This is a genomic window from Streptomyces sp. NPDC007905 (assembly GCF_042959345.1).
In the GTDB taxonomy this organism is placed as follows: Bacteria; Actinomycetota; Actinomycetes; order Streptomycetales; family Streptomycetaceae; genus Streptomyces.
On sequence record NZ_JBIBKS010000001.1, the window covers coordinates 438,191 to 460,496 of the forward strand.

General features: G+C 72.9%; 24 protein-coding genes and 2 pseudogenes. 14 read left to right on the forward strand and 12 right to left on the reverse strand.

What is annotated here, in order from left to right:
- Window positions 1-85: 85 nt before the first annotated feature.
- The 3 genes from ACFZDC_RS02195 to ACFZDC_RS02205 all read left to right on the forward strand — a co-directional run bounded on the left by ACFZDC_RS02195 (window position 86) and on the right by ACFZDC_RS02205 (window position 2,083).
- On the forward strand, window positions 86-466 hold the full coding sequence (locus tag ACFZDC_RS02195; RefSeq protein ID WP_391319446.1) for an anti-sigma factor antagonist: 381 nt from the start codon (window positions 86-88) through the stop codon (window positions 464-466).
- A 133-nt stretch (window positions 467-599) separates the two neighbouring features.
- Window positions 600-1,073: a carboxymuconolactone decarboxylase family protein gene (locus ACFZDC_RS02200; RefSeq protein WP_391319447.1), complete on the forward strand. Its 474-nt coding sequence runs from the start codon at window positions 600-602 to the stop codon at window positions 1,071-1,073.
- 86 nt (window positions 1,074-1,159) lie between these two features.
- Window positions 1,160-2,083 carry an RNA polymerase sigma-70 factor gene (locus ACFZDC_RS02205; RefSeq protein ID WP_391319448.1) on the forward strand — a complete coding sequence of 308 codons (924 nt, stop codon included), beginning with the start codon at window positions 1,160-1,162 and terminating at the stop codon, window positions 2,081-2,083.
- A gap of 24 nt (window positions 2,084-2,107) precedes the next feature.
- Here ACFZDC_RS02205 and ACFZDC_RS02210 read toward each other — a convergent pair whose 3' ends face one another.
- Window positions 2,108-3,061, reverse strand: a complete 954-nt coding sequence (locus ACFZDC_RS02210) for a ribose-phosphate diphosphokinase (RefSeq protein WP_391319449.1) — start codon at window positions 3,059-3,061, stop codon at window positions 2,108-2,110.
- A 264-nt stretch (window positions 3,062-3,325) separates the two neighbouring features.
- Between ACFZDC_RS02210 and ACFZDC_RS02215 the strand changes: the two genes are divergently transcribed.
- Complete coding sequence (locus tag ACFZDC_RS02215; protein WP_391319450.1) at window positions 3,326-3,988, forward strand: DUF4230 domain-containing protein; 663 nt, start codon at window positions 3,326-3,328, stop codon at window positions 3,986-3,988.
- Between the two features lie 14 nt (window positions 3,989-4,002).
- On the opposite strand, the gene ACFZDC_RS02220 is transcribed toward ACFZDC_RS02215, so the two are convergent.
- Genes ACFZDC_RS02220 through ACFZDC_RS02245 form a run of 6 tightly spaced genes read right to left on the reverse strand, consistent with a single transcriptional unit; the run spans window position 4,003 to window position 7,797 of the window.
- Complete coding sequence (locus ACFZDC_RS02220) at window positions 4,003-5,769, reverse strand: proton-conducting transporter membrane subunit (RefSeq protein WP_391319451.1); 1,767 nt, start codon at window positions 5,767-5,769, stop codon at window positions 4,003-4,005.
- Complete coding sequence (locus ACFZDC_RS02225; protein ID WP_391319713.1) at window positions 5,769-6,116, reverse strand: NADH-quinone oxidoreductase subunit K; 348 nt, start codon at window positions 6,114-6,116, stop codon at window positions 5,769-5,771. Before ACFZDC_RS02225 ends, ACFZDC_RS02220 begins: the two co-directional genes overlap by 1 nt.
- Before the next feature lie 10 nt (window positions 6,117-6,126).
- Window positions 6,127-6,867: an MnhB domain-containing protein gene (locus tag ACFZDC_RS02230; RefSeq protein WP_391319452.1), complete on the reverse strand. Its 741-nt coding sequence runs from the start codon at window positions 6,865-6,867 to the stop codon at window positions 6,127-6,129.
- Window positions 6,864-7,124 carry a hydrogenase subunit MbhD domain-containing protein gene (locus tag ACFZDC_RS02235; protein ID WP_391319453.1) on the reverse strand — a complete coding sequence of 87 codons (261 nt, stop codon included), beginning with the start codon at window positions 7,122-7,124 and terminating at the stop codon, window positions 6,864-6,866. The genes ACFZDC_RS02230 and ACFZDC_RS02235 overlap by 4 nt, the downstream gene beginning before the upstream one ends.
- A 29-nt stretch (window positions 7,125-7,153) precedes the next feature.
- The gene (locus ACFZDC_RS02240) at window positions 7,154-7,606 is read right to left on the reverse strand and encodes a monovalent cation/H+ antiporter complex subunit F (protein WP_391319454.1); all 453 of its coding nucleotides are present in this window, start codon (window positions 7,604-7,606) and stop codon (window positions 7,154-7,156) included.
- Window positions 7,603-7,797 carry a hypothetical protein gene (locus ACFZDC_RS02245; protein ID WP_391319455.1) on the reverse strand — a complete coding sequence of 65 codons (195 nt, stop codon included), beginning with the start codon at window positions 7,795-7,797 and terminating at the stop codon, window positions 7,603-7,605. Before ACFZDC_RS02245 ends, ACFZDC_RS02240 begins: the two co-directional genes overlap by 4 nt.
- 241 nt (window positions 7,798-8,038) lie before the next feature.
- On the opposite strand from ACFZDC_RS02245, the gene ACFZDC_RS02250 reads away from it, so the two are divergent.
- Together ACFZDC_RS02250 and ACFZDC_RS02255 are read left to right on the forward strand one after the other, a co-directional pair.
- A complete protein-coding gene (locus ACFZDC_RS02250) occupies window positions 8,039-8,596 on the forward strand; it encodes a VanZ family protein (protein ID WP_391319456.1) in 558 nt (185 codons plus the stop codon).
- A 118-nt stretch (window positions 8,597-8,714) separates the two neighbouring features.
- Complete coding sequence (locus ACFZDC_RS02255; protein ID WP_391319457.1) at window positions 8,715-9,947, forward strand: ricin-type beta-trefoil lectin domain protein; 1,233 nt, start codon at window positions 8,715-8,717, stop codon at window positions 9,945-9,947.
- Window positions 9,948-9,956: 9 nt separating this feature from the next.
- On the opposite strand, the gene ACFZDC_RS02260 is transcribed toward ACFZDC_RS02255, so the two are convergent.
- Together ACFZDC_RS02260 and ACFZDC_RS02265 are read right to left on the reverse strand one after the other, a co-directional pair.
- The gene (locus ACFZDC_RS02260) at window positions 9,957-10,202 is read right to left on the reverse strand and encodes a hypothetical protein (RefSeq protein ID WP_391319458.1); all 246 of its coding nucleotides are present in this window, start codon (window positions 10,200-10,202) and stop codon (window positions 9,957-9,959) included.
- Window positions 10,203-10,673: 471 nt separating this feature from the next.
- Window positions 10,674-11,477, reverse strand: a complete 804-nt coding sequence (locus tag ACFZDC_RS02265) for an SDR family oxidoreductase (RefSeq protein WP_391319459.1) — start codon at window positions 11,475-11,477, stop codon at window positions 10,674-10,676.
- Window positions 11,478-11,645: 168 nt separating this feature from the next.
- Between ACFZDC_RS02265 and ACFZDC_RS02270 the strand changes: the two genes are divergently transcribed.
- From ACFZDC_RS02270 to ACFZDC_RS02285, 4 genes are all read left to right on the forward strand, one after another.
- Entirely contained in the window at window positions 11,646-12,686 is a 1,041-nt protein-coding gene (locus ACFZDC_RS02270) for a PHP domain-containing protein (RefSeq protein WP_391319460.1), read from the forward strand.
- Between the two features lie 39 nt (window positions 12,687-12,725).
- Window positions 12,726-13,382, forward strand: coding sequence for an HAD-IA family hydrolase (locus ACFZDC_RS02275; protein WP_391319461.1), 657 nt, complete (start codon window positions 12,726-12,728; stop codon window positions 13,380-13,382).
- Between the two features lie 310 nt (window positions 13,383-13,692).
- Complete coding sequence (locus ACFZDC_RS02280) at window positions 13,693-14,724, forward strand: NAD-dependent epimerase/dehydratase family protein (RefSeq protein WP_391319462.1); 1,032 nt, start codon at window positions 13,693-13,695, stop codon at window positions 14,722-14,724.
- A 61-nt stretch (window positions 14,725-14,785) separates the two neighbouring features.
- On the forward strand, window positions 14,786-15,031 hold the full coding sequence (locus tag ACFZDC_RS02285) for a hypothetical protein (RefSeq protein WP_391319463.1): 246 nt from the start codon (window positions 14,786-14,788) through the stop codon (window positions 15,029-15,031).
- A 15-nt stretch (window positions 15,032-15,046) separates the two neighbouring features.
- Here ACFZDC_RS02285 and ACFZDC_RS02290 read toward each other — a convergent pair whose 3' ends face one another.
- Complete coding sequence (locus ACFZDC_RS02290) at window positions 15,047-16,336, reverse strand: ROK family protein (RefSeq protein WP_391319464.1); 1,290 nt, start codon at window positions 16,334-16,336, stop codon at window positions 15,047-15,049.
- A 382-nt stretch (window positions 16,337-16,718) separates the two neighbouring features.
- Window positions 16,719-16,790: pseudogene (locus ACFZDC_RS02295) on the reverse strand (M1 family aminopeptidase); the annotation flags it as partial.
- Between the two features lie 224 nt (window positions 16,791-17,014).
- Between ACFZDC_RS02295 and ACFZDC_RS02300 the strand changes: the two are divergent.
- Entirely contained in the window at window positions 17,015-17,509 is a 495-nt protein-coding gene (locus ACFZDC_RS02300; RefSeq protein ID WP_391319465.1) for an FBP domain-containing protein, read from the forward strand.
- Between the two features lie 276 nt (window positions 17,510-17,785).
- Here ACFZDC_RS02300 and ACFZDC_RS02305 read toward each other — a convergent pair.
- A pseudogene (locus ACFZDC_RS02305) lies at window positions 17,786-18,340 on the reverse strand (TIGR03086 family metal-binding protein); the annotation flags it as partial.
- Window positions 18,341-18,507: 167 nt separating this feature from the next.
- Here ACFZDC_RS02305 and ACFZDC_RS02310 point away from each other — a divergent pair.
- From ACFZDC_RS02310 to ACFZDC_RS02320, 3 genes are all read left to right on the forward strand, one after another.
- Window positions 18,508-19,761, forward strand: coding sequence for an aromatic acid exporter family protein (locus ACFZDC_RS02310; RefSeq protein ID WP_391319466.1), 1,254 nt, complete (start codon window positions 18,508-18,510; stop codon window positions 19,759-19,761).
- A 46-nt stretch (window positions 19,762-19,807) separates the two neighbouring features.
- Window positions 19,808-20,893 carry a hypothetical protein gene (locus tag ACFZDC_RS02315; RefSeq protein ID WP_391319467.1) on the forward strand — a complete coding sequence of 362 codons (1,086 nt, stop codon included), beginning with the start codon at window positions 19,808-19,810 and terminating at the stop codon, window positions 20,891-20,893.
- 237 nt (window positions 20,894-21,130) lie between these two features.
- Window positions 21,131-22,255 (forward strand): beta-propeller fold lactonase family protein, encoded by a 1,125-nt coding sequence (locus ACFZDC_RS02320; protein WP_391319715.1) that lies wholly within the window; start codon window positions 21,131-21,133, stop codon window positions 22,253-22,255.
- Window positions 22,256-22,306 lie beyond the last annotated feature (51 nt).

Here is a 22,306-nt window from a genome sequence, read left to right on the forward strand (position 1 = left end):
CGAACATGCTCAAATTCCTTCTATCGCGGGTAACTTGACGGTCGGGAAACGGTTTCCAGGCGCGTGCGTGGGAGGTGGTGCCGTCGTGCAGCAGGAGCCCACGTCGCCCACCCGGCATCTGCGCATCCGCGAGGAACGCGGGCACACGGTGCTGGAGTTCCGCGGTGAGATCGACATCGCGGCGGCGACCGAGATCGCCCCCGCCCTGGACCGGGCCACCGACCGGCCCGGCGTGAGCATCGTGATCGACCTGCGGTCCGTCGAGTTCTTCGACTGCTCGGGCCTGCGCCTGCTGTACCGGGCCCGCAGCCGGGTGCTGGAGCGGGGCGGCCGGCTGCACCTCGTGTGCACCCACCCGCTGACCCTGCGCGTCTTCCGGGTCACCGGCCTGTCCCGGCTGCTGCCGCCGCAGCCGACCCTGGACGCGGCCGTGGCACAGTCCGAGGCCACGTCCGGTTCGCTGTGAGAGCGGTTACCGACGATGCCCCACGGCTGACGCGCACCGACAGGGAGACGCAGGTCACATTCGTCCATGTCACAGAGGGTCGGGCCACCCCGTCTCAGGGGTGTAGCCACGGACGACCACGGAGGAGCACACCATGGACGCGCGACTGAACTACTTCGCCGGCCCGACCGCAGGCAAGGCCCTCAAGTACGTCATGTCGGCGGGCAAGGCCCTCAAGGACTCGCCACTGCCGGCCGCGACGCAGGAACTGGTGGCGCTGCGCGTGAGCCAGATCAACGGCTGCGCCGTCTGCATCGACATGCACACCAAGGAGGCCGCCGCCGCCGGAGAGACCCCGGTGCGGCTCCACCTGGTCGCGGCGTGGCGGGAGGCCACGGTCTTCACCGAGGCCGAGCGTGCCGCGCTGGAGCTGGCGGAGGAAGGGACCCGGGTCGCGGACGCGGCCGGCGGGGTCGGCGACGAGGTGTGGGCGTGCGCCGCCAAGCACTACGACGAGGAGCAGCTCACCGCCCTGGTGACGCTGATCTCCTTCATGAACATGGTCAACCGGCTGAACATCATCACCGAGCAGCCGGCCGGCACCTACGAGCCCGGCCGGTTCCGCTGACCGGCGTCGGTGGCCGATCACCGGGAAGATGCCCGCGCCTGCGAGTACGGCCGGGTGGGAGGGCTTCGAGCGGAGGGGTGTCCGGCGTGCACCAGGTCGAGGACTTCGAGGAGTTGCGGCCACTGCTGTTTTCGATCGCCTACCGGATTCTGGGCAGCGTCAGTGAGGCCGAGGACGCGGTGCAGGAGACGTGGCTGCGCTTCGACGGCTCGGCGACCCGGCCCAGGTCGACCAAGGCCTTTCTGTCGGCCACGGTGACCCGGATCTCGATCGATGTACTGCGTTCCGCCCGGGTGCGGCGGGAGGAGTATGTCGGGCCGTGGTTACCCGAGCCGCTGCTTAGCGATCCGTATCAGGATCCGTCGCGTTCGGCGGAGCTGGCCGACTCGGTGTCGATGGCGGCGCTGGTGCTGCTGGAGCGGCTCAGCCCGCTGGAGCGGGCGGTGTTCGTGCTGCGGGAGGTGTTCGCCTTCGGGTTCGACGAGGTCGCCGCTGCGGTGGGGCGGTCGGAGGCGGCGTGCCGGCAACTGCTGGTGCGGGCGCGACGGCACATGGAGGCCGGGCGGCCGCGGTTCGAGGCGGACCGGCGGGAGCGGCAGGAGCTCGCGACGCGGTTCTTCGACGCGCTGACGGACGGCGACGTGGGCGGCCTGCGGGATCTGCTCGCCGCCGACGTGCAGTTCGTCGGCGACGGCGGCGGCAAGGCCCCGCAGCTGGCCAAGGCCGTCGTGGGCGCGGAGAACGTGGCCCGGGTGCTGGGCGCGGTCGTCCCCTGGCTGCTCCGGATCGACGTGACGTTCGAGCCGCACGAGGTCAACGGCCAGCCCGGCGCGATCTTCCGCGACCGGGACGGCAGGGTCCTGCACACCCTGGTCCTCGATGTGCTCGACGGCCGGATTGGAGCCATCCGCGCGGTGATCAATCCCGACAAGCTCGGCCACCTCGGGCCGGTCGCCGACGCCTGGGCCGTCGACCGCGAGCTGAAGCGGGCCCGCCGGCAGCGGAACTGATCTCGACTGCCCGGGCCGGCATGTCTAGGCGTTGCGCGGCTCCTCGAACAGGGCGCTGACCGACTCGCCGTTGTGAATACGGCGTACGGCCTCGGCGAGGGCCGGGGCGATGGACAGGACGCGCAGCTTGTCGGTGTGCTCGTCCTGGGGCACCGGCACGGTGTTGGTGCACACGATCTCCAGCACGTCGGGCTGCTCGCTCAGCCGCTTGAGGGCACCGGCCGCGAACAGCCCGTGCGTGCACGCCACCCGGATCGAGCGTGGGCCCAAATCCCGCAGCCGCTGGAGGAGTTCGAGCACGGTGCTGCCCTTGGCGATCTCGTCGTCCAGGACGATCACGTCCCGGTCGTTGACGTCGCCGATGACGGAGCTGATGCTCACCCGGTCGTCCGCGAACCGCTGTTTGGCGCCGGCCGCCACCTGCGCGCCGATCAGCCGGGCGAAGGCGGCGGCCTCCTTGGCGTTGCCGAGGTCCGGGGAGACGACCGTGGTGCGCGTGAGGTCGTACTGCCGGAAGTGCGCGGCCAGTTCGCCCAGCGCGTGCAGGTGGTCCACCGGCACCGAGAAGAACCCGTGCACCTGCGGCGCGTGCAGGGTCATGGCGAGGACCCGGCTCGCGCCCGCCGTCACCATCAGGTCGGCGACCAACCGCCCGCCGATGGAGATGCGGGGCGCGTCCTTCTTGTCGGAGCGGGCGTAGGAGTAGTGCGGCATGACGACCGTGATCCGGCCCGCGGAGGCGCCCCGGGCCGCGTCACACATCAGCAGCAGTTCGACCAGGTGCTCCTGCACCGGTTTGACCAGCGGCTGGATCAGGAAGACGTCCCGCTCCCTGCAGTTGGCCTGGAGCTGTACCTCCAGGCAGTCGTTGGCGAACCGGCTGACCCGGGTCGGACTGAGCGGCACGCCGAGGTGCGCGCAGACCTCCTGAGCCAGTTCGGGATGGGCACTGCCACTGAAGACGGCGATGTCTCGCACGGTCCGCTCCTCGCATGATCAACACGGGCTGGCGCCGGTCATGCTACTGGCGGCACCTCTCCCACCAGCAATTCCGCACTGCGTGGGGGTGCGAACCGTGGCCCGATCCGACCGCTCCCGGCCACTGGGGCCACCTCCCGACCGCCGGCCCCTCTGGTGCGGGGACCGGCCCGGCTCGTACGTCGTTGGGTGCCATTCGGCCGCATCGGCGGTCTGGCGGGGCGTTCGGCGGGCATCCGGTCAGCAGGAAGGAGGAGCGTCGACATGACGACTTCCGTCAGGCGCCCGCCCCGGCGCATGCCCGGCTGGGCCAAGGTGGTGACCGCGCTCGTGCTGGTGCTCGTGGTGCTGTTCGCGGGCATCAGACTGGCCGTACTCCCGGGCATCAAGGACCTGTTCGGCACCGAATCGCACGACCGTTCCGGCCCCGCACTCCTCAAGTCCATCCAGGACATGAGCCGTTACGATGCCGCCTCCGGCAACTTCCAGGTCGTCGTGGACCTGGAGAAGGACGCCAAGTACCTGCCCGACGCGATCCGCGGCAGCCGCACCCTGTACGTCGGGGCGGGCACCGTGGACGCCTACGTCGACCTCGGCCAGGTCGGGGACAAGGACGTGTCGGTCAACGGCGACCGCACCTCGGCCACCCTCCGGCTGCCGCACGCCCGCCTCGGCAAACCGGCCCTCGATCCCGACCGTTCCTACGCCGTGTCCAAGCAGCGCGGCCTGCTCGACCGGCTCGGCGACCTGTTCTCGGGCAACCCCAACAGCGAGCAGGCGGTGCAGAAGCTCGCCGTGAAGCACATCGGCGCGGCCGCGAAGGACAGCGGGCTGACCACGCGGGCCGAGACCAACACCACCGGCATGCTGCAGGGACTGCTGCGTTCCCTCGGCTTCAAGGAGGTGCACGTCTCGTACGGGCCCTGATCCGCGCCCGCCGGTCAGCCGCCCAGTAGCCCCGGCAGGACCAGCGCGCCCAGCACGGTGGCGCCGAACAGCAGCCAGGCCACGTAGTCGCCGACGTGGCCCGACTGCAGGCGGCGCAGCGGCAGCGCCCAGTCGGGGGCGGCCACCCGGCGCGGACGGGTCACGGCGAGGGCGGCGAGGCCCACGGCGAGCAGGGCGGAGAGCAGGCCCAGCAGGATGCCCTCCAGCGTCCAGTGGGCCAAGGCGTGGGCGCCGCCCGACCCGGCCTCGTTGACCGAGCGGGCCACCAGCCCGCCGAAGCCGGGGGCCACGCCGACGGCGAAGGCGGCGGCGAGCAGTACGGCCGGCACCGCGGTCATGGAGTCGGGGATGCGGCGGAGGATGCCGCGGGTCTCGGGCCGTTCGTCGGAACCGCTGGTCTCGTAGTCGGCGTCCCGCGGGCGCGGTCCGAGGCCCAGGAAAACCCGGCCGGTGACGCGCAGGACGGCGCCCGCGGTGATCGCGGAGGCGGCCACGTAGACCACGGTGAGCGGGCCGCCGACCGCCTCCTCCGCGATCGCCTTGCCGAGCGCCGTACCGAACGGCGGCAGTCCCGCGAGGGCGAGCCCGCCGATCGCGAACATCACCCCGAAGCCGCGCAGGGCGCGGGCCCGGCCGTGCAGGGCGTGCTCGTCGACGCTGCCGTAGCGGTCGAGGAGGGCGCCGGTGGAGGCGAACAGGGCGGCCTTCACGCAGGCGTGCCCGACGATGTACAGCGCGATCCCGTCATCCCCCTCGGGGGTCAGCACACCGAGGCCGACGAGGAACAGACCGGTGTGCGCGATCGTGGAGTAGGCCAGCAGCCGTTTGATGTGCCGCTGGTACCAGCACATGACGGAGCCGATCGCGGCGGTGAGGACCCCGAGTGTCACCAGGGCCCGGGTCAGGTCGGCGGCGGGGATGCCACCGGGTCCGGCGAAGACGGTGCTGCACACGCGCCAGACGCCGTAGGAGCCGAGCTCGACCATGACGCCGGACAGCAGCATGCACACCGGGGTGGGGGCGACCGCGTGCGCGTCGGGGAGCCAGAAGTGGAAGGGAACGGCGGCCGCCTTCACCAGCAGCCCCGTCAGGACCAGCACGAAGGCGGCGAGGACGAGGGCGTCCGGGCCGCTCTGGGTGGCCGCGTTGTCGATGCCCCGCCCGATCTTCGTCATGGCCAGCTCGCCGGTACGGGCGTACAGCAGGCCGATGCCCATCAGCATCGCGTAGGCGCCGAGGGAGTTGACGACACCGAAGGTCAGCGCGCCCTGTACGGCTTTGGCTTCGTCGATCCGGTAGCCCGTCAGCGCGTAGGCGACGACGCTCATCAGCTCGAAGAACACGAACGCGTTGAACAGGTCGCCCGCGATCGCGAAGCCGCACATGGCGCCCTGGAAGACCAGCATCAGCGCGGGGAAGGAGCCCGCGTGGCCGCGCGGCGGCTCGTCGAAGTAGCGCCAGGAGTAGGCGAGCGCCGACAGGGTGAGCAGCGAGACGAGCGCGGCCATGCCCAGCGCCGGACCATCCCCGACCAGTACGATGCCGACGCTCTCGCCGTCGACGGGCCGCCAGCCGCCGACCCACTCCACCAGGGGTGGCGAGGAGTTGAGGAGCAGCACCAGGGCGAGGGCGGCCGTGCCGCCGGAGACCACGCAGCCGGTGATCTCGGCGGCGGGCCGGGGCAGCAGCCGGTCCGCCGCGACCAGCAGGGCGGCACCGAGCAGCGGCACGGCGACGAGCAGCGGGAGCAGGTGGGGCATCAGCCACGCAGCTCTCTGAGTTCGTCGGGGTCGACCGTGCCGTGCCGTTTGGCGATCTGCAGGACGAGGGCGAGCAGCAGCGCGGTGACGGTGGCGCCGACGACCACGTCGGTGAGGGTGAGGGCCTGCACGACGGGGTCCACGACCGGCCGGGAGCCCGGCTTGATGTCGGAGAAGACCGGAGCGGTGCCCCCGTCGCGGTAACCGACCGCCAGCAGCAGGACGTACGTGGCTGCCTGGCACACGGCCAGGCAGCCGACGGAGTGGATCAGGTTGCGGCTGGTGGCGAGGCCGTAGCAGCCCGTCAGGAAGACGTAGGCGGCCACCAGGTAGGGCAGGACGTGCATCACGGCCATCTCAACTCTCCGGCTCCTCCTCGATCTCGACGGCCTGGTCCAGGAAGCTCGCGAGCAGCACGACGACCGCGCTCGCCACCTCCATGCCGATGGCCGCGTTCAGCAGCGGGACGGTGCCGCCGGAGGACAGCGTGTTGAAGGTGCCGTACGGCAGCAGCGTGTTGGCCAGGAACGCGGTGCCCGCGAGGATGCCGGCGAGGCCCAGGACGAGGTAGCCGCAGACGGCGAGCGCGTCGGCCGTCTTGTACGGGCCGAGGGGACGGACGCGTTCCAGGGCGCGGTAGTCGGCGCCGAGGTACAGCAGGTGCAGGGCGGTCGCGGCGACGACCCCGCCCTGGAAGCCGCCGCCGGGGCTGAGCTGGCCGTGGGCGATGACGTAGAGGCCGCTGAGGAGGGCGACGGGCAGCACGACGAGCGCGTAGCGGCGGACGGGCCGGGCCACTTCGGCGGGCTCCGGCTGTGCCCGGTGCTCGTCGCCTGCCTGGCGCAGGAGCACCACGCAGCCGAGGACGGCGGCGAACAGGATGCTCATCTCGCCGAGGGTGTCGTAGGCGCGCTGGTCGAAGTTGACGGAGGCGACGGTGTTGGCGATGTGCCGGCTCAGGGAGGCGCGCACGGCCCGCTCGCCGTACGGGTGCCACCGGCCGCCGAAGGAGGGCAGGTCGAGGCAGGCGGCGACCAGCAGGGCGGCCACTCCCGCGCCGCCGACGGCCAGCAGCCACAGCCGCAGCCGCCGGCTCACCGTGTGCCGTCCTTCGTCCGGCCGCGCCGTCTGACCTTGCGCACCGACAGCATGATCAGCAGCGGGGTGAGCGCGGAGCCCACCGCCAGCTGCGACAGGCCGACGTCCGGGGCCTGAAGCACGGTGAACAGGGCGGCCAGGACGACTCCGAGCAGGGACAACACCAGGGCCTGCCGGGCCGGGTCGCGCAGGGCCACGGCAGCGGTGGCGCAGCCGGCCACCAGGAGCAGGGCCACGACGATCACCGCATCAGTCATGCCGTACCTCCCCCACACCCGGCACCGCGTCAGCCACCGCGCACGCCCCGGAATCCGCCCGACAGCGCCCGCGAGGCGATCACGTTGCCGGCGATCAGCAGGGCACCGATCACCAGCAGTTTCGCCATCGCCCGGCCGGGACCGGTGGCCACGCACACGGCGACCACGACCACCGCGCTCAGGCCGGCGGCGGTCCAGGTCAGTCCCCAGGCGCGGGGCTGGTCGTCCTCCAGCTCGTCGGCGAGCAGGCGGGCGAAGACGAGGGTGCCGACCGGGCCCAGCAGGGCCATCAGCAGGGCGAGGTCGACGTAGGAGGGGCGGCCGTAGCCCTCGGAGAGCAGAAGCAGGGCCGGGCAGACCACGGAGGTGGCCAGGTTCTGGGCCACCGCCCGGCGGGGCAGCGGGCCGGTGGCCACCCCCCACAGGGCGGCCGCGCCTCCCGCGCCCAGCACGACGGTGGCCGCGAGGATCCAGCCGTTCACCGCCAAGTCACCGCCCGCCGCCCGGTCCGGGCCAGGAGTGCCGCCACGGCGGCGGCGCTCGCGCCGACGATTCGCTCCAGCGTGTCGACGGACGTGATGAACACCAGCCACAGCAGGGCCAGTCCGGCCCACCAGGCCAGGAGTTCGCCCACCACGAGCAGGGCCGTACGCGGGGCCGTACGCCGGGTCATCCGCCACCTCCTCTGTCCGCTCTGCATGGCGGTGCGGGCTTGTGTCCGATTCGCCGCTTGGGGCATCCAAGCACCGCCGGGCGTGTGAAGGGCAGCGGCACGCGGGCCCGAGGCCGGAGTGCCCCGGGAGCGTGAACGGAAACCGACGGTGCGCACCCGGTGCCGTGCGGGCGGGGGCATCCCGGGCCGTTCGGCGGGTATGCGCCTTACGACACTGGGAAGTTGAAGACTGGAGGACCGAATGTCCCGTCCCGCCCTGCACCTGCCCGCGGTCTTGCGCTCCCCCAGGAAGCGGGCGCTGACCGAGGAGGACCGCCCGGGACCCGCACCGCACGCGCTTCCTCTTCCCGTCCGGCTGCTGGCCATGCTCGTCGCCTTCGCCTTCACGGTGGCGTTCGCGGTCGTCCTGGCCCGGCTCACACTGCAGCCGTCCCCGGCGTCGGTGCACCTGACGCACAGCAACCTGCACCCCGGCCGCTCCCTGCGGGCCTACGTCGATCACGCGCAGATGCGGGAGGCGGTCAAGCAGCTGGGCGGGAACCTGCTGCTCGGCGTCCCGTTCGGAGTACTGGTACCGGTCCTCGCCCCACGCGCCCGGGGGGTCCTCCAGGTTCTGGCACTCACGGCCCTGGTGATGCTGATGGTGGAGCTGGTCCAGGGGGCGTTGGTCACCGGCCGGGCCTTCGACATCGACGACGTCATCCTCAACACGGCCGGTGCGCTGATCGGTTGGCTGGTCCTGGGGCGGCGGCTCGGGCGCGCGGTGCACGCGCGGGTGCGCAGGCCGTCGGCTGAGTGATCGTCAAGGCAAGGTCCGGACCAAGGTATTGACGCCGTCTTATCTCACTTCTTAAATCAAGAGGCATCACACTCCCCCACGCCGAACGCATCACACCCCCCACGCCGAACGGAGAACCATGGCCTCCCCACGCCTGCTCCGCAGATGTCTGCTCGCCGCCCTGTCCGCCGCGCTGGTCGGCTCGGCCGCCGTCGGCCCGGCCCGGGCCCAGACCGCCGCCCCGGCGGCCGCGGCCGTCACCAGCTTCTCCGACACCTTCGACGGACCCGCCGGTTCGGCGGTCGACGGTTCGAAGTGGACGCTGGAGACCGGTGACAACATCAACAACCACGAGCGGCAGTACTACACCTCGGGCACGAGGAACGCGGCCCTGGACGGCCAGGGCCACCTGGTGATCACGGCCCGCAAGGAGAACCCGGCGGGCTACCAGTGCTGGTACGGCAGCTGCCAGTACACCTCGGCCCGGCTGAACACGGCCGGGAGGTTCAACGCACAGTACGGCCATGTCGAGGCCCGGATGAAGATCCCGCGTGGCCAGGGGATGTGGCCCGCGTTCTGGATGCTCGGCACCCCGGTGAACTGGCCGGACTCGGGCGAGATCGACGTGATGGAGAACGTCGGTTTCGAACCCTCCACCGTGCACGGCACGATCCACGGGCCCGGCTACTCCGGCTCGGGCGGCATCGGCGCCGCCTACTCCCTGCCGGGCGGACAGGCCTTCGCGGACGCCTTCCACACCTTCGCCGTTGACTGGGCGCCCGACTCGATCACCTGGTCGGTGGACGGGAACGTCTACCAGCGGCGCACGCCCGCCGACCTGGGCGGGAAGACCTGGGTGTTCAACAAGCCGTTCTTCCTGATCCTGAACCTGGCCGTCGGCGGCTACTGGCCGGGCGACCCGGACGCTTCCACGCAGTTCCCGCAGCAACTGGTGGTCGACTCGGTGTCGGTGACGGCGAGCGACAGCGCGGCCGGGGTCCCGATCCGGGGCCTCGCGGGCAAGTGCGTCGACGTGGCCGGCGCCGACCCCGCCAACGGCACCCCGGTCCAGCTCTACGACTGCAACGGCACCCCCGCCCAGGCCTGGACCGTCGGCTCGGACAGCACGATCCGGGCGTTGGGCAAGTGCCTGGACGTCACCGGCAACGGCACGGCGGACGGCTCGACCGTGCAGCTGTGGGACTGCACGGGCGGCCCCAACCAGAAGTGGGCCGTCTCGGCGGCGCACGACATCGTCAATCCCCAGGCCGACAAGTGCCTCGACGTGACCGGGAACAACTCGGCCAACGGCACCCGGCTGCAGATCTGGACCTGCACGGGCGGCGCCAACCAGAAGTGGACGGTCGGCTGAGCCGTCGCCTCAGTGCAGCGTCCAGGTGTACTTGCCGCCGCCCACCCAGCACACCGCGTCCGGGTCGTCCAGGTCATGGATGGGGATGCCGTGGGAGGCGGCGGCCTCCAGTACGTCGGTGACGGTCCTGGCCTCACCGACCACCTGACCGTCGATCTCCATGATCCTGAAGGGCGGTTCACCCGGCCTGCCCGGACACACCCCGAGCACCAGGACCCGTGGACGGGCGATGTGCGGAACTCCTTGTTCGGTCATGCAATAGAGCCTAGAACGCCGGGCGGGCCACGACTCGTCCGCGGGGGCCGTCCAGGAGATCGAGGACCGCCGCCTGCGTGGCCGTCGTCCGAAGCCCCCGTGCTCCCCCAGCCGGGTGAGCGCGGGGGCGATGGTCACGTCCTGATCGAAGAGCTCAAAGACGTTCGGATCGATGGAGGAGGCCCGGCACCCGGCCGATGTGCCGCCCGGGTAGTGGCCGGCCTCGCGGACGGCGCGGGCGGTCTGCCGACGACGGTGGCCTCGGTGGTGCGGGCGCTGCGGTCGGTGACGGCGCCCGCCACGGCGGTGGGATCCGTGTCGGCCCAGGCGCGGAAGTCCTGCGCTGACGTCCGTGCCGGACAGCCGGCGCAGCGCCTCGTTCAGGTCGTCGCCGTGCGGGTCGTGCCGGGCACCGCGCTCACGGCGGGCGAGGAACTGGTTACGGACCGGGCAGGACAGGACAGGGCCGGCTCAGGGACGGCGCCAGTCGTCGCTGGTCAGGTGCGAGCCGGCCTGCGGGCCCATGCGGAGCATGCCGCCGTCCACGCTCCAGGAGGCGCCGGTGACGTAGGAGGCGTCCGGGCTCGCGAGGAAGGCGATCACGGCGGCGACCTCGCGGGCGTCACCGGGCCGGCCCAGCGGCACGCCGGGGCGGCGCTCGGTGTGCGGGTCGATGTCCTCCTGGCCGGTCATCGGCGTGGCGATCTCGCCGGGGGCCACCGCGTTCACGGTGATGCCGTGCTCGGCGAGTTCCAGGGCCATCACCTGGGTCAGCAGACCGAGTCCGCCCTTGGCCGCGCAGTACGGCGCCGCGCCCACCCGGGGCTGGTGCTCGTGCACGGAGGTCACGTTGACGATCCGGCCGCCGTCGCCCTGCCGGATCATGTGCCGGGCCGCCCTCTGCCCGCACAGGAACGGGCCGACGAGGTCCACGTCGAGCACCCGCCGCACGTCCTCCAGCCCCAGGTCGAGGAAGGGCGTCATGGTGCCCGTACCGGCGTTGTTGACCAGGACGTCCAGGCGGCCCAGCTCGGCGCACAGCTCGTCGACGGTGTCCGCGGCCTCGGGCAGCCGGGTGAGGTCCAACCGGGCGACAGCCGCTCGACGGCCCTGTGCGCGGACTTCCTCCGCCGTCTGCTCGGCGCCCTTCTCGTCGTGGTGCCAGGTGATGCCGATGTCCAGTCCCGCCTCGGCCAGGCGTACCGCGGTGGCGCGCCCGATGCCGGAGTCAGCGCCGGTGATCACGGCGGTTCGCTGCGTGGCCGGTGCGGGCATGGCAAGCCTCCCTGGGGGACGGTCCCTCGGACGGGTCACCGCAGTACCCGGGGGTGCCGTCGGCAAACCGGCCGCGGTGGTCAGGGGCCGTCGCCGGCCGCGGCCGGGTCGTGGCGGGTCGCGGTGTTCCCCGCGCCCCTTCGGGGCACTGGTGCCACCCTGTTGTGCATGGATCCCGTCGCCGCCCTGGACCGGATCGCCTTCCTGCTGGAGCGGTCGCTGGCGCCCACGTACCGGGTCAGGGCCTTCCGCGCCGCCGCCCGGGTGCTGGCCGGGCTGCCCGAGGAGGAGGTCGCCGAGCGGGCGTCGGGCGGGACGCTGGAGTCGCTGAAGGGGGTCGGCCCGAAGACCGCTCAGGTGGTGCGGGAGGCCCTGGCCGGGGAGGTGCCCGGCTATCTGCGCAAGCTGGAGGAGGAGGCCGGCGCGCAGGTCGTCTCGGGCCCCGGCGCGGACCTGCGGGCGCTGCTGCGTGGGGACTGCCACACGCACTCGGACTGGTCGGACGGCGGCAGCCCGATCGAGGAGATGGGGCGCGCGGCGGCCGGGCTCGGCCACGAGTGGACGGCCCTGACCGACCACTCACCCCGGCTCACCGTGGCCCGGGGCCTGTCCCCGGAGCGACTGCGCGAACAACTGGAGGTGGTGGCGGGGCTGAACTCGCACTGGGCGCCGTTCCGGCTGCTCACCGGCATCGAGTGCGACATCCTGGAGGACGGTTCGCTGGACCAGGAACCGGAGCTGCTGGAGCAGCTGGACGTCGTGGTGGTGTCCGTGCACTCCAAGCTGCGGATGGACGCCCACTCGATGACCCGCCGGATGGTGGCCGCCGTACGCAACCCGCACACGGACGTCCTGGGCCACTGCACCGGACGCCTGGTCACGGGCCGCGGACGGCCGGAGTCGGAGTTCGACGCCGACGAGGTGTTCGCCGCCTGCGCGGAGTCGGGTACGGCGGTGGAGATCAACAGCCGTCCCGAGCGGCTGGACCCGCCGAGGCGGCTGCTGCGCAGGGCCGTGGCGGCCGGGGTGCTGTTCTCCATCGACACCGACGCGCACGCGCCCGGCCAGCTGGACTGGCAGATCCTCGGCTGTGCCCGCGCCGAGGAGTGCGGGGTGCCCGCCGAACGGGTGGTGACCGCCTGGTCCGCCGAGGAACTGCTGGCCTGGACGCGTGAGGGCCGTACGCCGGCACGCGTGGCGGGTTCCTGACGTGGTACTCGAACCGGATCGGAAGAAAGGACCTTCGGGATGGACCGTGCCGCCGTCTTCGACGTCGACGGAACCCTCGTCGACACCAATCACCTGCACGTCGTGACCTGGTGGGAGGCCTTCCGGCAGGCGGGTCACCACGTGCCCATGCACGCCATCCACCGGGCCGTGGGCCTCGGCTCCACGGACCTGATCGCCCATCTGCTGGGCGAGGACCGCGACAAGGACCAGGACGCCGGGCTGAGCGCCGCCCACACGTCGCTGTACGGCCAGTACTTCGACCGCCTGCCCGCCCTGCCGAAGGCCGGGGAGCTGCTACGGCGGCTGCGCCGGGACGGCTGGACGGTCGTACTCGCCACCTCCGCGAGCGGCGCCGAGCTCGGCGCGCTGCGCCGCGCGATCGACGCGGACGAGGTTATCTCCGGCACCGCGAGCGCCGAGGACGTACGGGAGGGCAAGCCCGCCCCGGAGCCCGTGGAGCACGCCCTGGAACTGGCCGGGGCGCCCGCATCCCGGTCGGTGTTCGTCGGGGACACCGTGTGGGACATGCGGGCGGGCACCCAGGCCGGGGTGCGCTGTGTGGGGCTGCTGTCCGGGGGGATTCCGCGGGCCGACCTGGAGGAGGCCGGGGCCGAGACGGTGTACAACGATCCCGCGGACCTGCTGGCACAGTTGGCCGGGAGCCCGCTGGCCTGAGCTTCGCCGGGAGTGACGCAGGTCATGGGGTGCGGCTGGAACACCCCGAGGTGGTTGCTCGTTGAACAAGCCGTGGGTGCGGATGGGACAGTGTCCCCGGGCCTCACCTTTTGCCCACAGGGACGATCGTTCGGCTGAAGCCCTGTGGAGCCTTTCGCCGAGAGGCGACCGCCATCCGTGCCCACCACATGGCCGCCCCGGTCGTGATTCCCCCGTCACGGCCGGGGCTTTCCCGTGCCGCCACCGTGTGCGGTCGCCCCGCACGGGTACCCGGCGAGTTCCCCGAAGCCTCCACCGAGAGGAGCCGAAGGTGAGCGGCACAACGGGCAGCAGGGTCGTGGTGACGGGCGCCACCGGCAACGTCGGTACGAGTGTGGTGCGCCTGCTCTCGGAGGATCCCGGGATGAAGTCGGTACGGGGCCTCGCCCGGCGGACCCCCGAGTGGTCCCCGCCGAAGGTGGAGTGGTCCTCGGTCGATCTGGCGTCCGAGACGGCCAGTCTGGCCGAGCGGTTCGAGGGTGCCGACGCCGTCGTCCATCTGGCCTGGGCGTTCCAGCCGACGCACGATCCGGTGGTCACCTGGCGGACCAACGTGCTCGGTGGCATCCGGGTGTTCGAGGCGGTCGCCGCGGCCCGGGTGCCGGTGCTGGTGCACGCCTCCTCTGTGGGCGCCTACTCCCCCGGTCCGAAGGACCACGCGGTGGACGAGTCGTGGCCCACGCACGGCTGGCCGGACGCCGCGTACTGCCGCGAGAAGGCCTACCTGGAGCGCACCCTGGACACCTTCGAGCGCGACCATCCGGAGGTGCGGGTGGTCCGGATGCGCCCGGCCTTCCTGTTCAAGTGGGAGTCGGCGAGCGAGCAGCGCCGGATCTTCGGCGGCCGTTTCCTGCCGGGCCCGCTGGCCCGGCCCGAGCTGCTGCCGTTCCTGCCGGACATCCCGGGGCTGCGGGTGCAGGCGCTGCACACCGACGACGCCGCCGAGGCCTACCGGCTCGCGGTGCACTCGGAGACCGCGCGGGGCGCCTTCAACCTCGCCGCCGACCCGCCGGTCGACGCCGCGTTCCTGGGCGAGATGCTCGGCACCCGCCCGGTCCGGCTGCCGCGTACGGCGGCCCGGTCGGCGATCGCGGCGGCCTGGGGGCTGCATCTGCTCCCCGCCTCCCCGCACCTGTTCGACGCGGTCCTGCGGCTGCCGCTGATGGACTGCGGCCGGGCGCACACCGAGCTCGGCTGGCGCCCGCGGCGCACGGCGGACGAGGTGCTGCGGGAGTTCCTGGACGGGCTGCAACGGGGCGGCGGAATGGAGACCGAGCCGATGCGGGGCCGCAAGGTCGGCTGAGCCGGGCCGGCCGAACCACGAGAGTCGGCTGAGCCGGGCCGGCGAACCGAGGAGGAAGCACATGACCGCACAGCCCGACCCCGAGACCGGTCAGCACGAGCGCCCGGTCCCGCGCGACCTGCCGGACCAGCAGGCCCGTCCCGGTGAGGACCGGTGGGACGCCGCCCCGGGGCGTGCGTCCGACGAGGAGCCGGACACGGACGAGGACGTTCCCGACACCGACGAGGCCGGTTCCGGGCCCCGTGGCGCACCACGCTCGGGCACGGTGCACCCGGGAGACCCGACGCCGGACGAGCCCACCGGCTGAGCCCGCGGCGGGCCCTCAGCGAGGTGCCCGTTCCTCCAGTGCGGCCCGCCAGGCGGGGTGCCGGTCCTCGACGACCGGTTCGGCGCGGCGGCCGCCGCGGGCGAAGAAGTCGGCGAGGGGCAGGATCGCCGCGCCGACGGTGACCGCGTCGGGGCCCAGCCGGCCGAGGTCTATGGTGACCTTGTCCGCCGGGTGGCGCAGGGCGTACGTCGTCGCGTGGCGGCGTACGGCGGGCAGGAACCGGTTGCCCAACTGGAGCCCGGCCCAGCCGCCGATCAGGATCCGCTCGGGCTGGAAGAGGTTGATCAGGTCGGACAGGCCTGCGCCGAGATACTCGGCGGTCTCCTCCAGGACGGCGAGCGCGACCGGGTCGGGGTCCCGGCCCTCGGCCGGGTAGGCGGCGGCGAGCATCGCGGTGAGCGCGGTCTCCTCGTCGGCGCCCTCGGGCGGCCGCCCGCCCCCCTCGCGCCAGCGGGCAAGCAGCGACTCGGCACCGGCGTAGGCCTCCAGGCAGCCCGGCGCACCGCACCGGCAGCGGCGCCCCCGGACCCGTACGGTCAGATGGCCCCACTCGACGGCGCGCCCGTGCTCCACCTCGGGGGTGACCAGGCAGGCGCCGACGCCGGAGCCGAAGAGCACGACCACCGCGTTGCGGGCGCCGCGCCCCGCGCCGAACCACATCTCGGCCTGGCCCAGGGTCTTGGCGCCGTTGTCGATGAAGTACCGCACGCTCTCCGGCAGTTGGGAGGTGGAGCGGAGCAGCTCCTCGAGCGGGACCGCGTCCCATCCGATGGTCTGCCCGTGCACCACGGCGCCCCGGTCCGCCGTGTACTCGACGATGCCGGGGACGCCGACCCCGACGCCGAGCAGCCGCTCGGGCGAGGCCGTCTCGGCCGCGAGGACCTCGGCGATGCCGTCGCGGATGTGGCCGACGATGACGTCGACGTCGTAGCCCTGCTGGGTCAGCGGGCGCTCGGTACGGGCGAGTTCGGTGAGCGCGAGGTCGAACAGTTCGACGCGGACGCGGGTTTCACCGACGTCGACGCCGATCATCTGTCCGTTGTGCGGGGCGACGCGCAGCAGGGTGCGGGGGCGCCCGCCGTCGGAGTCGACGCTGCCGGCCTCCTCGACCAGTCCGTCGGCGACGAGGTCCGCGACCACGTTGCTGACCGAGCCGGAACTCAGTCCGGTGGCCGGGCCCAGCTCGAAGCGGCTGAGCGGGCCGTCGAAGTAAAGCCGCTGCAGCACGGCCGTGCGGTTGCCCCGTCTGAGGTCCCGTACCGTGCGCCCGTTCCGCCCCGCCATATGGCTCCCTCCGAACCTTGTCCCGACCTGCAACATACCCTCCGGAACAGGCTGGCCGCGACTTTACGACAACCCTTATTTCATGTAATGAGCTAAGCGGGGCCGCCTTGATCCCGTCCAGCGCGGCGACGGGTTCCGGGCGACCGCCTCCCGGACCCGGCGGGCGTGCCCCTCCCCGGCTCCCCGAGGGACCGTCTCCACCAGCATGATCAGGTCGAGGCAGGCGCGGCAGAGGGCGAGCCGGAGGCGCTCCGCGGGCCCGAACGCGGCACGGCCGCCACCCTGCCGGTTGCCCGCGAGGAAGGCCCCGTCCTTCTCGATGTCGCCCAGGGCGAGAGAGACGACGGGCCGGCGCCTCGGGCGCGGAGGCCTGGCAGGCGATGGAGGTGTAGGTGGCGAACGACTCGTTCAGCCACAGGTCGTTCCACCACTCCATGGTGACCAGGTCGCCGAAGGCAGCCCGCCGGGCACCCGGTCGGGGTGGAAGTTGAGCGTGATGCGCAGGCCGGGGTCGAGCGGCGGGCCGGACGCGCGCGTGGCCACATGACCGACCGCCCGCCGGGCGCGCGGCGGCAGCACCTCCCCGAAATCCACTCGCCACTCCCCCCTTGGCTACCTAGGCTAGCGATGAACCTAGACCCCCTAGGTTCATGGCCTCGGATCCGGAAGGACCCCTCAATGAAATCCCTCACCGAGCAGGACATCCGCAACTCCTTTATCAACTGCTCCAAGGGGGAGGCCAAGCGCCTGGCAGTGCCGCGCGACCTCGGCGAACGCCCTTGGGAGGACCTGGACTTCCTCGGCTGGCGGGATCCCGGGGCGCCCGACCGCAGCTATCTGGTCGTCGAGCGGGACGGCCGGCCCGTCGGGGTCGCGCTGCGCTTCCCCGCCTCGCAGCGCGGGTTCCTGCACCGCAGCATGTGTTCGGTGTGCCTGACGACACACCCCGGCGGCGGGGTGTCGCTGATGACCGCCCGGAAGGCGGGCGCGGCGGGCCGCGAGGCCAACTCGGTCGGGGTGTACATGTGCACGGACCTGGCATGTTCGCTGTACGTGCGCGGGAAGAAGGTGCCGGAGTCCGGGGCCCGGTTCGAGGAGAGCCTGACCCTGGACGAGCAGATCGCGCGGACGGCCGGCAACCTCTCCGCCTTCCTCGACAAGCTGTACGTCTGAGGGTCAGCCGCCTACCGCGCGCATGGTCGCGCCCCGGTCGTCCCGGCTCTCCAGCCGCCCGTTCGTGGCGCGCGTGTCGGACAGCGGCAGCACGCTCTCGCCCGGCACACCCGGCGGGTGCCCGCGGCTACCCGCTCGGTCAGTGCACGAAGGTCGCGAAGGCGGACCGGCTACCGGTGGCGCAGCCGGTCCGCCTTCGGCCTCGAGCCCGTCCAGGGGAGACAGGCCGTCCGCCGGTCACGGGCGGAGCCGGCTCGCCGCCCCGCAGGGCCTCGCTCAGAGCGCCGCCGGACGCGCCCAGTGCGGGTCGCGGCCGAGGAAGGCCAGGAGCGACGCGGCGGCGTCGCCGTCCTCCGCCGGTTCGACCTCGGGGCCGAAGACCCGGTACGTCGCACGGAGGTACGGCACCAGCCGGTCCGCGACCGGCCGGACGGCCGCGGCCGGCTCGGGCGCGAGAGGCCGGTCCTGGCCGGTGGCCACGGCGATGTCCCAGGCGCGCACGGCGGCGTCCATCGCACCGGCCGCCGCGGCGAGCGGCAGGGGCAGCGGGTCGAGCGGGGTCGGCACCGACTCGGCGTCGGCGGGCAGCCGCGTGTAGGTGTCCGCCACGAAGTCCAGGACCTTCGCCGGCTCGGCCACCGGCTCGCCGTCGAGGGCGCCGGACGGCTGGAAAGCATCGGCGTCGGGACGGCCGCCGGTGATCGTGAGGCCGTACACCTGCTGGTCGACCCGGGCGTGATTGAGCACCTGCCGTACGGTCCACTCGGCGCACGGCGTCGGCGCGCCCCACGCCTCCTCCGGTACCGCGGCCACCACTTCGCGCAGATGGACGTGCGCCCGGGTAAGTACCTCGACACCTGGAAGACCTGCTTCGCCCCCATGCTCTTCCCCTCACGTCGTGTCCTGACCGATGCGACCAGTCCAGAAGCGCTTGCGGGCAATTTCCGTCCTCAATCCCACACGTTCGACGCGGCCGATGAAGGGGAACAGGCCAAGGGATGCTCGACTCACGAAAGTGGACCGCGGAACTGCAGCGCCTGGTGGGGCGCCGCCGGGAGCCGGTGGTCGTCCAGACACTGCGATCGGCCGCGGCGGCCACGATCGCCTACGTCATCGCGCTGCGCCTGAGCCCGGAACCGGCACCGCTGACCGCTCCCCTCACCGCCCTGCTGGTCGTCCAGGTCACCTTCTACGCCACGCTCACCAACGGCATCCGGCGGGTGAACTCGGTGGTGGCCGGGGTCCTGGTCGCCATCGCCTTCAGCCTCCTGGTGGGGCTGACCTGGTGGAGCCTGGCGCTGCTGATCGTGGCCTCGCTGGCCGTGGGGCACCTGGTGCGGGTCGACGAGTACGTGGCCGAGGTGGCGATCAGCGCCATGCTGGTGCTCGGGGTCACCACGGTCGGGTTCACCGCCTGGGCCCGGATCGTGGAGACGCTGATCGGCGCGGTCGTCGGCATGGCCTGCAACCTGCTGCTGCCGCCACCGGTGTGGCTGGACGAGGCCGGGCAGTCGATCGAGGACCTGGCACGCCGGGTGCGGCAGCTGATGCTGCGGATGGGTGAGGAGGCCGCGGGCCGCATTCCCTGGGAGCAGGCGGCCGAACGGCTGCACGAGGCGCGCCGGCTCGACCACGACATCGCCCAGGTGGACGCGGCCCTGCGGCAGGCCGAGGACAGCCTGCGGCTCAATCCGCGCGTCAGGGAGGGGCTGCTGCACCGGGTGGTGATGCGCACGGGCCTGGACACGCTGGAGATCTGCACGGTCGTGCTGCGGGTGCTGGCCCGTTCCTTCACGGACCTGGCGAAGGCCCGCAAGTCCGAGGAGCTGTTGCCGCCCCGGGCCGGGGCCACGGTGGAGCGGCTGCTCTCCGAGATCGCCGACGCGGTGGTCAGCTTCGCGGTACTGGTGACCACCCAACTGAGCGAGAACGCCGAGTCGGCGGAGGCGCGGCTGACGGCCGAGCTGCACACGGCGGCCGGCACCCGCGACCGGCTCGCCGAGCTGCTGCAGGAGGAGGTCCGCGAGGACTGGGCGAACTGGCAACTGCTGGGCGCCGTGCTGACCGAGGTGAACCGGATGCTCGACGAACTCAACACCGAGCACCGCACCCGCCGCCTGCTGGAGGAGCTGGACCGGGTGTCCCGCGAGCAGCGGGCGAAGCTGCCGCGGATGACCCGGCTGCGCGAGCGCCTCGGCGTCCAGGAGGAGCTGTGGCGGAACCGCACCGGGGTCGGCGAGCGTTCTCCGTGAGGGAGTGCCGGACCGGGGCCGGCACCGCAGGCGAGGGGGCAGGCCGATGGCCGACACCGGGGTACGGATCGACGGGAACACACTGCGGCTGCCGGGCGGCGTGTCGGTGCGGTTCGTCCGCACGCTGCGGCTGCCCGAGACGGGTACGCATCCGCTACCGCCGGGGCTCGGCGAGTTCCCGATCCGGCGGGTGGCCGACCACGCGGACCGGGTCCCCGAGGAGTGGCGGGCGCGCGGTGGCGTGATGCTGCCGGTGTACCTGCGGGAGGCGATGTGGCTGAGTTTCGCCGGTACGACGGAGCCGGCCGCCCTCCAGGTCGGCGTGGGCAAGGTGTGCGCCGTCTCCGGCAAGCCGTGGCGCGGCCGGCTCGCCCGCGGCCCGCAGAACTATGTGGTGCTGCCCCGCCAGCCCTGGCTGGACGGCATCAATTCGGGCCGGGGGACGGTCCGCCAGTTCGTCGCCGTACCGCTGGGTCTCGGCGCGACCGTGGAGGGACAGGTCACCGGCGAGGAGGTGTGGGGCGGCGTGCAGCTGCAGTCGTTCCCGCTGAGGCAGGAGGTCCTGGCCGAGTGGCGGCGCCGGGAGCGGGAGCTCCGCGAGCAGACGCGGTACACGGCGTCGGCCGGCGGCTACGGCGGACCACTGCCGCCCGCCGGCTTCGGCGGACCCGTGCCCATGGCGGCGGCCGCCCCCGGCGGGCCCCCGCCGCCTCCCTCGGCCTCGGCGGCCGCGGCACCCCCGCGGCGCGCGGCGGCCATGGGACTGGGTGTCGGCGGCTCGATGCGCCAGGAGGTCTACCGGGACGACCGGCCGCTCACGGACTGGTGCCAGACGCCCGCCGGGCGGGTGTTCGTCCACCTCGTCACGCCGCCGGAGTGGCGCCGCATCACGGGCGAGGAGCCTCCGCCGTCACCGGTGGACCGGGCGGCGTACACGAGCGCGGGTCTGCCTTGGTACGACTACTACGACGAGGATGCCGAGGACCTCGCCCCCGTGGACACCCTGGAGGCGCTCAAGCCGGTGGGCGACTGGATCGGGGACGACCTGGACCCCTGGCAGCAGCCCTCCGCGGGCCAGGTGACGCCCCTGGAGGACGCGCCGGGCAAGCCGGTCGAGGACGGGGAGTGGTAGCACCCAGTCCGTTGCACCCTGTGCAACAGTCATTGCCCGTCTTGCCTTTGACAGCCCGACCACGCCAAGGTGACTGTCACGAGCGGGACCATCGATGACCTGAGGTGCGGCATGGACACGGACGCGCGGGCGGCGCGACGGGGATCTCCCCTGCTCGGGCGGGGCCGGGAGCTCGGGGGTGGCTGGAGCAGGCGGCGGTTCGTGGGAGCCGCGGCGGGCGCGGCCGCCGTCCTGGTGATGCCCTCACCGGCCGCCCCGCCCCCGCAGAGCGCACCGGCGGCACACGAGCGGACGGCGCCCCGGCCGCCCGGGAGGGGCGACCGCCGCCCGAGGCCGCTCCACATCGGGACGTACACCTCCGTGGAGGGCGGCGGGAAGGGCATCGCCCTGGCCTCGTACGATCCGGTGACGGGCCGGATCAGCGGCGCGGGGACGCTGACCGGAGTCGCCGACCCGTCCTACCTCGCGGTGCACCCCGACGGCCGCACGCTGTACGCGGTCGACGAACGCCAGGACGGCGCGGTCACCGCGGTTCGCCTCGCGGACCGGCGGATCCTCGGCAGCCGGAGCACGGGCGGTGGCGGACCCTGCCATCTGTCGGTCCACCCCGGCGGCCGCTGGCTGCTCAGCGCCAACTACCAGTCGGGCAGCGTCGCCGTGCACCCGATCGACGCCACGGGCGCCCTCGGTGAGCGCACCGACCTGGTCACCCACACCAGTCCGGCCCCCGGACCGGGGCAGCAGGGCCCGCACGCGCACCAGTTCCTCACCAGTCCGGACGGCGGTCACGTCCTCGCTGTCGACCTGGGCACCGACACGGTCTACACCTACCGCCTCGACCAGGCGAAGGGCACGCTCACCGAGGTGGCCCAGGCGCACACCCGGCCGGGCGCGGGCCCGCGCCATCTGACCTTCCATCCGGGCGGCCGGTACGCCTACCTGGCCAACGAGGTGGACGACACGGTCGCCGTCTGCGCCTACGACCCGGCCACCGGGCGCCTGAGGATCGGCGACCCGCAGTCCACGGGCTCGGACGCGGGCACCAACTACCCGGCGCAGATCCTGGTGACCGCGAACGGCTCGTACGCCTTCCTCGCCAACCGCGGCCACAACAGCATCGCGCGGTACGCCGTGGAGGGTGGCGGGGCCCGGCTGCGGCTGCTTGGCACGGTGCCGGTGGCCGGGGACTTCCCGCGGCACATCGCCTTCTCGCCGGACGGCCGGCTGCTGTTCACGGCGAACCAGCGCTCCAGCACGGTCAGCGTCTTCCACGTCGACACCGGAAACGGCGAACTGCGCCTGGCGGGCGAGCCGTTCGCGTCACCCGTCGCCGTGTGCGCGCTGCCGCTCCAGCTGGGCTGAGGGGCCCCAAGCAGCGGGCTCCGGCTGGGTGTCGTCGGCCGCTGTGAAGAT

Coding starts and splice junctions, on each gene's coding strand:
- ACFZDC_RS02200 (WP_391319447.1), top strand. CDS start 600: ATGGACGCGCGACTGAACTACTTCGCCGGCCCGACCGCAGGCAAGGCC.
- ACFZDC_RS02215 (WP_391319450.1), top strand. CDS start 3,326: ATGACGACTTCCGTCAGGCGCCCGCCCCGGCGCATGCCCGGCTGGGCC.
- ACFZDC_RS02220 (WP_391319451.1), bottom strand. CDS start 5,769: ATGCCCCACCTGCTCCCGCTGCTCGTCGCCGTGCCGCTGCTCGGTGCC.
- ACFZDC_RS02225 (WP_391319713.1), bottom strand. CDS start 6,116: ATGCACGTCCTGCCCTACCTGGTGGCCGCCTACGTCTTCCTGACGGGC.
- ACFZDC_RS02235 (WP_391319453.1), bottom strand. CDS start 7,124: ATGACTGATGCGGTGATCGTCGTGGCCCTGCTCCTGGTGGCCGGCTGC.
- ACFZDC_RS02245 (WP_391319455.1), bottom strand. CDS start 7,797: ATGACCCGGCGTACGGCCCCGCGTACGGCCCTGCTCGTGGTGGGCGAA.
- ACFZDC_RS02250 (WP_391319456.1), top strand. CDS start 8,039: ATGTCCCGTCCCGCCCTGCACCTGCCCGCGGTCTTGCGCTCCCCCAGG.
- ACFZDC_RS02255 (WP_391319457.1), top strand. CDS start 8,715: ATGGCCTCCCCACGCCTGCTCCGCAGATGTCTGCTCGCCGCCCTGTCC.
- ACFZDC_RS02260 (WP_391319458.1), bottom strand. CDS start 10,202: ATGACCGAACAAGGAGTTCCGCACATCGCCCGTCCACGGGTCCTGGTG.
- ACFZDC_RS02265 (WP_391319459.1), bottom strand. CDS start 11,477: ATGCCCGCACCGGCCACGCAGCGAACCGCCGTGATCACCGGCGCTGAC.
- ACFZDC_RS02270 (WP_391319460.1), top strand. CDS start 11,646: ATGGATCCCGTCGCCGCCCTGGACCGGATCGCCTTCCTGCTGGAGCGG.
- ACFZDC_RS02275 (WP_391319461.1), top strand. CDS start 12,726: ATGGACCGTGCCGCCGTCTTCGACGTCGACGGAACCCTCGTCGACACC.
- ACFZDC_RS02285 (WP_391319463.1), top strand. CDS start 14,786: ATGACCGCACAGCCCGACCCCGAGACCGGTCAGCACGAGCGCCCGGTC.
- ACFZDC_RS02290 (WP_391319464.1), bottom strand. CDS start 16,336: ATGGCGGGGCGGAACGGGCGCACGGTACGGGACCTCAGACGGGGCAAC.
- ACFZDC_RS02300 (WP_391319465.1), top strand. CDS start 17,015: ATGAAATCCCTCACCGAGCAGGACATCCGCAACTCCTTTATCAACTGC.
- ACFZDC_RS02310 (WP_391319466.1), top strand. CDS start 18,508: ATGCTCGACTCACGAAAGTGGACCGCGGAACTGCAGCGCCTGGTGGGG.
- ACFZDC_RS02315 (WP_391319467.1), top strand. CDS start 19,808: ATGGCCGACACCGGGGTACGGATCGACGGGAACACACTGCGGCTGCCG.
- ACFZDC_RS02320 (WP_391319715.1), top strand. CDS start 21,131: ATGCCCTCACCGGCCGCCCCGCCCCCGCAGAGCGCACCGGCGGCACAC.